General features: G+C 68.1%; 7 protein-coding genes and 1 pseudogene. 3 read left to right on the forward strand and 5 right to left on the reverse strand.

From position 1 onward, the window contains the following. Positions 1-132 precede the first annotated feature (132 nt). The 4 genes from ACR652_RS08310 to ACR652_RS08325 all read right to left on the reverse strand — a co-directional run bounded on the left by ACR652_RS08310 (position 133) and on the right by ACR652_RS08325 (position 4265). Positions 133-1593, reverse strand: coding sequence for a DUF1254 domain-containing protein (locus ACR652_RS08310; RefSeq protein ID WP_434506045.1), 1461 nt, complete (start codon positions 1591-1593; stop codon positions 133-135). A gap of 247 nt (positions 1594-1840) precedes the next feature. Beyond that, positions 1841-2107: a hypothetical protein gene (locus ACR652_RS08315; RefSeq protein ID WP_434506046.1), complete on the reverse strand. Its 267-nt coding sequence runs from the start codon at positions 2105-2107 to the stop codon at positions 1841-1843. Between the two features lie 64 nt (positions 2108-2171). Further along, positions 2172-3683: a L,D-transpeptidase family protein gene (locus tag ACR652_RS08320; RefSeq protein WP_434506047.1), complete on the reverse strand. Its 1512-nt coding sequence runs from the start codon at positions 3681-3683 to the stop codon at positions 2172-2174. A 54-nt stretch (positions 3684-3737) separates the two neighbouring features. After that, a complete protein-coding gene (locus ACR652_RS08325) occupies positions 3738-4265 on the reverse strand; it encodes an adenine phosphoribosyltransferase (protein ID WP_434506048.1) in 528 nt (175 codons plus the stop codon). 115 nt (positions 4266-4380) lie between these two features. On the opposite strand from ACR652_RS08325, the gene ACR652_RS08330 reads away from it, so the two are divergent. Continuing rightward, a complete protein-coding gene (locus tag ACR652_RS08330; RefSeq protein WP_434506049.1) occupies positions 4381-4719 on the forward strand; it encodes a hypothetical protein in 339 nt (112 codons plus the stop codon). Here the strand turns inward: ACR652_RS08330 and ACR652_RS08335 are convergent. Continuing rightward, on the reverse strand, positions 4713-5606 hold the full coding sequence (locus ACR652_RS08335) for an S-methyl-5'-thioadenosine phosphorylase (RefSeq protein ID WP_434506050.1): 894 nt from the start codon (positions 5604-5606) through the stop codon (positions 4713-4715). The genes ACR652_RS08330 and ACR652_RS08335 overlap by 7 nt on opposite strands. Before the next feature lie 495 nt (positions 5607-6101). Between ACR652_RS08335 and ACR652_RS08340 the strand changes: the two genes are divergently transcribed. Both ACR652_RS08340 and ACR652_RS08345 read left to right on the forward strand, forming a co-directional pair. After that, positions 6102-6665: a F0F1 ATP synthase subunit delta gene (locus ACR652_RS08340; RefSeq protein WP_434506051.1), complete on the forward strand. Its 564-nt coding sequence runs from the start codon at positions 6102-6104 to the stop codon at positions 6663-6665. Next, positions 6665-7527 (forward strand): annotated as a pseudogene (locus ACR652_RS08345) (F0F1 ATP synthase subunit alpha); the annotation flags it as partial. The gene ACR652_RS08340 and the pseudogene ACR652_RS08345, both read left to right, overlap by 1 nt.

Raw genomic sequence — 7527 nt, forward strand, 5'->3', positions numbered from 1 at the left:
AAAAGAAAAACGCGGCGAGACCGCCGCGACGAAGCAAAAAAGGCCTAGCGCGCGCGCCCGGTCTTGTCAATGGCGCGAGACAACGCCGTCTCGCTCCCCGGCGCCGCGCGAGACGAGGCCCGCTCCCTGCGGTCAGGGCGCCTGCGTCACCGCCGGCGGCTTCCAGCTTCCGTCGAGAATCGACGGCGGCGTTTCCTGCGGCCAATACATGCGCAGGGTCAGGCTGAAATCCTGCGCGGCGGCGGGGAGCCAATTGGCTTCCTTCGCTTTGCCCGGCGAGTCGCGCTGCACATAGAGATCGAGCGAGCCGTCGGGATTCTTCTTCAGCGGCATCCAGCTACTGAGGGCGTAACGATTGATGGGGTTGGCGACGAAGAAAGACTCCGGATTATACAACGTGACCGACCAGAAGGCGCGTGCCGGCGGCAACGCGCCCTTGTCGAAATGGACGACATATTTGTTTGCGCCGTTCAGAGGCTTGCCCGACCCGTCCACGAAGGCGGAGGGGTAGACGGCGTCCTGCGGAAGATTGGCGCCGAGGCCGACGAGCGCCACCACCGCGCGGGCGCCATAATCCGCGCCGAACTTCCCCAGAATCATCGGCGGAATGCGCCAGCCATTGGCCGGGGCGCCGACATCCTTCGACGCCGCCTGAAGCTTCTCCAGCGCGACCGCCACCGAGGACTCCAGCCCTTTGGCGACGGCGGGATCGAGCTTCGCCGGCTCGAATTTTTCGCCCGGAACAACGCCGATCGCCTTCAGCTTCTCCAGCACGGGCGCGTCGGCGGCGGGCGGCGGATTGGATTTCAGCAGCGTCGCCAGCCGGTTGAAGAACGCTTCGGCGCTCATCTTCTTCAACTGGTCGACCGGCGCGGTCTTCATGTCGACGGCGGGATCGACCACGCCGGGTGGCGGCGTGTAGCGCTTGCCGAAGGCCGGGAGCGGCGTGAGCCTGTAGCCGTCCTGAATGGCGTGAACCGCGGGGTAATCCTTCGGCCCGTTGGTCTGCGTGCGGCCGATGATCCAGACCATGTTGGTCGGCGCCCTGATCTCGGTGACGCCCTTGGGCAGCGTTCCCACCCAGCCGGGGCCGGCAATCGCGAAATGGCCCGCCTTCGTCCCCGTGGTGCGCTTGCCGGGCGAGGCGAAGACATTCGTCCACGCGTCCAGCATCGGCATCAGATAATAGCGTCCATGCGTCTCCGGCACGGAGAGGACGATCGGGCCTGCCGAGAGATCGAGAAAGGCGGAGGAGTAGAGCGTATCGACATTGGCCCGCACGACGTCCGTGAAGGAGGCGTCGGGGAACTGGCGCACATGGACGAACTGATTGACCGGCGCGGCGAAGGCTTCCGGCGCCGCGACATTCGTGGTCTTGCTCCGGGTCAGGTCCATCATGACCAGCGGCAGGCCATAGACGACCGCCTCAACGCCCGACTTGAGCGCCTCGGTCTCCCTGGCCTCCGTCTGCCCGGCTCCGGACTGCGCCTTCGGCGCGCCGTCCGGCGTCGACGCGGTCTTTTTGTCGTCGCAACCGCCGAGCGACGCCAACAGGGTTGCGATGAGAACGGCCGCCGCCAGCCCGGTTTTCATGAAAAGGCCCTCGAACAATAAATGTCTTGACCTTCGCAAAATACAACCGCGACGGGACGTTGTCCAACCCGTCGAGACCGGGCGGCTCCGGGGCGAAGCGTCGAGCCTCGCCCCGCATGGCGTTCCGCCCGAAACCCTGTCAGAAACAGCCGGCCGCTTTGATCTGGAGAAGCCAGTTCATGCAGGCGGCCTGCGGATTTCCGCCGCGGCGCGGCCCATAGCCGCCCCCGCCATAGCCGCCTCCGCCTCATCCGCCGCCATAGCCACGGCCGTATCCACGGCCGTAACCGTCATCGTCATCGCGGTCATAGCCTCCGCCCCAGCCGCCGCGCCCACCGCCGCCCCAGCCGCCGCCGCCGCCGCCGCGTCTTTGTTGGTCGCGGATGCAGGCGTTGTAGCCTTCCTGCAAAGTATAGCAGACGGCGATGTTCGGGCCGCCGGCCTGCGCGGCGGGCGCGCCGAGCAGGGCGCAGACGGCGCCGGCCAGAAGGAAAATGGAACGGATCGAGGGCATGGGACACTCCAGTTGCGCCGCGTCACAATAGCTTGAACGCCGCCGCCTGAAAATCCGCTGAACGTCACCAGCCCGCGACGCGGCGGCAGGCCGAGGAGCCGCCGTCGAATTCATAATGATCCCCGCAGGCGAAGGCGACCGGCGGTTCGCCGCTCTGCTCGAAGAGATCGTGGCCCTGCTTGAGGTTGCGCCAGAATCCCGCCCATTGCGTATTGCCGCCGCCGCCGCTGACGAAGGAGAGCCAGCCGCCGCTGGCCCCGGTCTCACGGGCGATATTGGCGTCCGTCATGTGGAAGGGAAAGATGTGCACCGGGACTTCCTTCTGCCCGGCGCGCAGCGCGGCCTCGACGAAGCCGTAAATCTCCTCGATGCCCCGGTCGGTCATGGCGAAGCAGCCGACCGATTTGCAGGCGCCATGCACCATGACCAGGCCGCCCGTGCGCCCGTTCTGGCGATCGAAGGCGTTGGGATAACCGACGTTGAAGGCGCGATAATAATTCGAATGCGGATTCAGCTGCTTGGCCGAGACGCTGTAGAAGCCCTCGGGCGACTGGTAGTCGGCTTCCTTCAGCTTGGGGCCAAGCCGACCCGACCATTTGCAGATCGGGAAGGTCTTGTAGAGCGCGTAGCGGCCGTTCTTCTTCAGCCACAGTTCGAGCTGCCCCTCCTGCTTGAAGATGCGCACGAAGACGGGGTCGCCCATGCCGAATTTCGGCGGCGGCGACTGAAAGGCGTCGTCCGGCGCCGGCTTGAGCGTGGGCTCCTCGAGCCTTGCGACCTGGGCGCCCTCGGCGGGAGTCGCCTGCGTCGCGGGGGCTGGCTGCGGGGCAGTCGCGTCCGTCTCCCGGGTCGAGAGGCTCGCCAGCCGATCGAGACCCGCCGGACGCGCGGGCGGCGTCGGCACGTCGGCGTAGACCGGCGCGGCCGCGGGGGCGGGGGCCGGAGCGGGAGCGGCCGCGACGGCATGGCCCGGCGTGGGCTGCGCGGCCTGCGGCCACTGGAACGACCAGCCGGACAGCGCGGGCGCCGGCGCGGGCGTTTGCGCCGGCGCGGCGGGCTGGCTCGGCTGTGGGGGCTGCTGCTGGGGCGTCGCCGGCTCCGGGGCGGGCGCCACGGCGGCGAGATCGCGCGGCCGGACCGGCGGCAGCGGGGCTCCGGCGTTTTGCAGTTCCGACGGGCGCGCGGGCGGGCGCGGCGCGACGGGCGGGAAGGAGACGGTTGCCTGAATGGCCTCCTCCGCCGGCGCCGCCGGGGACGGCAGCGCGGCGATCTGCGCCGCCGGGGGCGCATCGGCGGCCGGCGCCTCGGCGCCCCTGAGCGGCGGGACGGCCGCGAGAGACGCCGGGGGCGGGGTCGGCGAAGCTGATTCGGGCTCGGTCGACGGCGGGATCAGCCCCCGCCGCAAGCCGGGGAGGATGGCGCCCCCCGCCGGGTGGGGCGCGGCTGTGCTGGCGACGGCCCTGGCCACGCCGCGCGTCTTGCCCGCGCCGGGCAGATATCGCAGGGCCGCGACGCCGAGCCCGAGCGCGGCGAGGGCGAGCGCGGCGAACAGGATGTGGGTGGAGCGCGGCTTCATGCGCTAGCGTTTATCCTCTCGGCGCGAGAGCCTGAGCCAGGCGACGCCCTCCCGTCAATGGCCCTCGAAGGCGACGAGCGTGCGCACCGGCACGCCAAGCGCCTCGATCCGCTTCGCGCCGCCGAGATCCGGCAGGTCGATGACGAAACAGGCGGCCACGACCTCGGCGCCCATCTTCTGCAGAAGCCGAATCGCCCCCGTGGCGGTGCCGCCCGTGGCGATCAGATCGTCTACCAGAATGACCCGTTCGCCAGGCTGAACGGCGTCGACATGCATCTCCATCTCGTCCGTCCCATATTCGAGCTCATAGGAAATCGAGACAGTTTCGTGCGGCAATTTGCCTTTTTTGCGAATCGGGATGAAACCCGACGAGAGCTGATGGGCGACCGCGCCGCCGAGGATGAAGCCGCGCGCCTCCATGCCCGCGACCTTTTCGATCTTCGCGCCGGCCCAGGGCTGGACCAGCTCGTCGACCGCCTTGCGAAAGGCGCGGGCGTCGCCGAGCAGCGTGGTGATGTCGCGGAAGAGGATGCCCTTCTTGGGATAATCGGGGATCGTGCGAATGGCGGCGCGAAGCGGCATCAAAATGACCCTTGGTGGCGTGTTATGGCGGGCTCAACCTTAAGTTGAGAACGCGCTGGCGGGCGCAGCGAAGGTGCATACACTCAAGCGCGCCGAACTCCAAGGTTGTCGCCAGATGCGTTTCGCCGTCGTTCTTCTTGCCGCGCTCGTCCCTTACGCCGCCGGGGCGCAGGCTCTGCCGCCACAGGCGATCTATCCGGGCGCGGCCTATCCGCCGCAGGGGACGTACGGCGCCTATCCGGGGTCTGCGCAACCCTACGGCCCCGGCGGCGGCCAATGGTCGGGACCGTCCGCGACACAAAACGGCGGACCGCAGGGCGGGGCGCAACAGGCGTATGGCGGCTGCTATGGTTGCAGCTATATGGGCGACTACCACCCCAGCCCCGGCCCCCGCCGCCCCGCGCCGCCGTTGCGCCTGCAAGGCCAGTGGCGGAACGGCTGGTGGTATTACTGAGGGACTTTAAATCTCGCTCCATTGAGCCGCGCCATCACCGCGTCGAGCTTTTTCAGCAGCTCCGGGTCGCGCGCCTCGGGGGCGGTGAGAATCGCATTGTCGAGCGCCCGGTCGGAGCCGATCGGGCAGGGCTCGTGTTCGCGGGGGAAATCCCTGAGCACGCGGGCGACGAGCCGCGCGGCGGCGGCGGCGTTCCCGCGCACGATCTCGATGACGGACGCTACGTCCACATGGTCGTGCTCGGGGTGCCAGCAGTCGAAATCCGTGACCATGGCGATGGTGGCGTAGGACATCTCGGCCTCGCGCGCGAGCTTGGCCTCCGGCATGGCGGTCATGCCGATGAGGTCATAGCCCATGGCCTTGTAATGCAGCGATTCGGCGTAGGTCGAAAACTGCGGCCCCTCCATGCAGACATACGTGCCGCCGACGGCGATCTCGATTCCCTCGTCGCGCGCCGCCTTGGCGATGCGGGACGAAAGCTTCGGCGCCACCGGATGGGCCATGGAGACATGGGCGACGCAGCCGTCGCCGAAGAAGGAGGAGGGACGCCCGAAGGTGCGGTCGACGAACTGGTCGACCAGCACGAACAGGCCCGGAAAGAACTGCGACTTGAACGAGCCGCAGGCCGAGACCGAGATGATGTCGGTGACGCCCGCGCGCTTGAGCGCGTCGATATTGGCGCGGTAGTTGATCGTAGAGGGCGCCAGCCGGTGGCCGCGCCCGTGGCGGGGCAGGAACACCGCCCGCGTTCCCCCGATCTCGCCGAAGACGAGTTCGTCCGAAGGCTCGCCCCAGGGCGTCGAGACGCGTTCGCGCCGCACATTCTCCGCGCCCGGCAGGTCATAGACGCCCGAACCGCCGATAATCCCGACAACCGCGCGCGCCATGCGCTTCCTCCCTGGAGACGGCGCGAGGCGTCCGAAGCCTTCGCCCTGATCTTTCGTCCTGTCTATCGTCTCGGCCGCGCGGAGGCAAAAGGCGCCTGGTCGGGCCGATTGTCAAAATGCCGCAGGCGCCGATTCCGGCGGGGCCGGCGACAGGCCCGCGCGGTCCGCCGGCGCGCGCCGGGGTAACGGCGTTCGACCCATGGGATTCGCCGCATTCGGCCGCTTGCGGCGCCCCCATCCCGCTGTTGCGAAAGGCTTGCGGCGTCAGCCGCGAGAAGCGTTTGCGCGCGGCGGCGATTGAAAACGAGGCGCCCGACAGGGTTGCGCCGCAAAATGTGCTGTGTTAGGGGACGCACGCCTTGGGACTGGGGCGTTGCCGCCTTCGTTCCTTGCCCCTGCAGCATCCGCCGCTATCGAGCCGACCGCCATCAACGCGCGCAGTTTCTGCGCCGTGGCCGGAGCATGATAACGATGGAAATTTGACGAGCGATCCAAGTGGCTCAAGACGGAGTTTCGCTTTCCGGCGTCGCAGGACGATACGCCTCCGCCCTCTACGAACTGGCGTCGGAAAAGCACGCCGCCGACGAGGTTGCCGCGGCGCTTGCCGCGTTCCAGAGCCTCATCAACGAGAGCGCGGACCTCAAGCGTCTGGTGAAGAGCCCCGTCTTCACCGCGCAGGAACAGGTCAAGGCCCTCGACGCCGTTCTCGCCAAGGCCGGGATTTCCGGCATTGCCGCGAATTTCATTCGTCTGGCGGCGTCCAAGCGCCGCCTGTTCGTTCTCCCCGACATGATCGCGGCCTATCAGGCGCTGCACGACAAGGCCAAGGGCCTGGTCCGCGCCGATGTGACGGTCGCCGCGCCGCTGCGCCCCGAACATGAGTCGGCGCTGCGTCAGGCGCTCGCCGGGGTCACCGGCGGCAAGTCGGTCAGCCTCAACGTTCGCGCGGATCCGTCGATCATCGGCGGCATCGTCGTGAAACTCGGTTCGCGCATGGTCGACGCTTCCGTTCGCACCAAGCTCAACTCAATCCGCACACGCATGAAAGAGGTCGGCTGATGGATATCCGCGCCGCAGAAATTTCCGCGATCCTCAAGAACGAAATCGCCAACTTCGGCAATGAGGCCGAGGTGACCGAGGTCGGCCAGGTCCTGTCCGTCGGCGACGGCATCGCCCGCGTCTACGGCCTCGACAATGTGCAGGCCGGCGAGACGGTCGAATTCGAGAACGGCGTGCGCGGCATGGCGTTGAACCTCGAAAGCGACAATGTCGGCATCGTCATTTTCGGCTCGGACCGCGAGATCAAGGAAGGCCAGACCGTCAAGCGCACCGGCGCCATCGTCGACGTGCCGGTCGGCAAGGAGCTGCTTGGCCGCGTCGTCGACGCGCTCGGCAATCCGATCGACGGCAAGGGTCCGATCAAGGCCACCCGCCGCGCCCGCGTCGACGTGAAGGCGCCCGGCATCATTCCGCGCAAGTCGGTGCATGAGCCGATGGCCACCGGCCTCAAGGCGGTGGACGCCCTGATCCCGATCGGCCGCGGCCAGCGCGAGCTCATCATCGGCGACCGGCAGACGGGCAAGACGGCCGTTGCCGTCGACACGATCATCAATCAGCGCGGCAAGGGCGTCGTTTGCATCTACAACGCCATCGGGCAGAAACAGTCCACGGTCGCGCAGGTCGTGCGCACGTTGGAAGAGTACGACGCGATGAGCTACACGATCGTCGTCGTCGCCACGGCGACCGAGTCGGCTCCGCTGCAGTTCCTCGCGCCGGACACCGGCGTCACCATGGGGGAGTACTTCCGCGACACCGGTCGCCACGCCCTCTGCTTCTACGACGACCTTTCGAAGCAAGCCGTCGCCTACCGCCAGCTGTCGCTCCTGCTCCGCCGCCCGCCGGGCCGCGAGGCGTATCCGGG

This window comes from Methylocystis sp., assembly GCF_051061225.1.
Taxonomy (GTDB): domain Bacteria; phylum Pseudomonadota; class Alphaproteobacteria; order Rhizobiales; family Beijerinckiaceae; genus Methylocystis.

What these genes read in the sequence shown, in the direction of transcription:
- ACR652_RS08310 (WP_434506045.1), bottom strand. Translation starts at nt 1,593, where the DNA reads ATGAAAACCGGGCTGGCGGCGGCCGTTCTCATCGCAACCCTGTTGGCG.
- ACR652_RS08315 (WP_434506046.1), bottom strand. Translation starts at nt 2,107, where the DNA reads ATGCCCTCGATCCGTTCCATTTTCCTTCTGGCCGGCGCCGTCTGCGCC.
- ACR652_RS08320 (WP_434506047.1), bottom strand. Translation starts at nt 3,683, where the DNA reads ATGAAGCCGCGCTCCACCCACATCCTGTTCGCCGCGCTCGCCCTCGCC.
- ACR652_RS08325 (WP_434506048.1), bottom strand. Translation starts at nt 4,265, where the DNA reads ATGCCGCTTCGCGCCGCCATTCGCACGATCCCCGATTATCCCAAGAAG.
- ACR652_RS08330 (WP_434506049.1), top strand. Translation starts at nt 4,381, where the DNA reads ATGCGTTTCGCCGTCGTTCTTCTTGCCGCGCTCGTCCCTTACGCCGCC.
- ACR652_RS08335 (WP_434506050.1), bottom strand. Translation starts at nt 5,606, where the DNA reads ATGGCGCGCGCGGTTGTCGGGATTATCGGCGGTTCGGGCGTCTATGAC.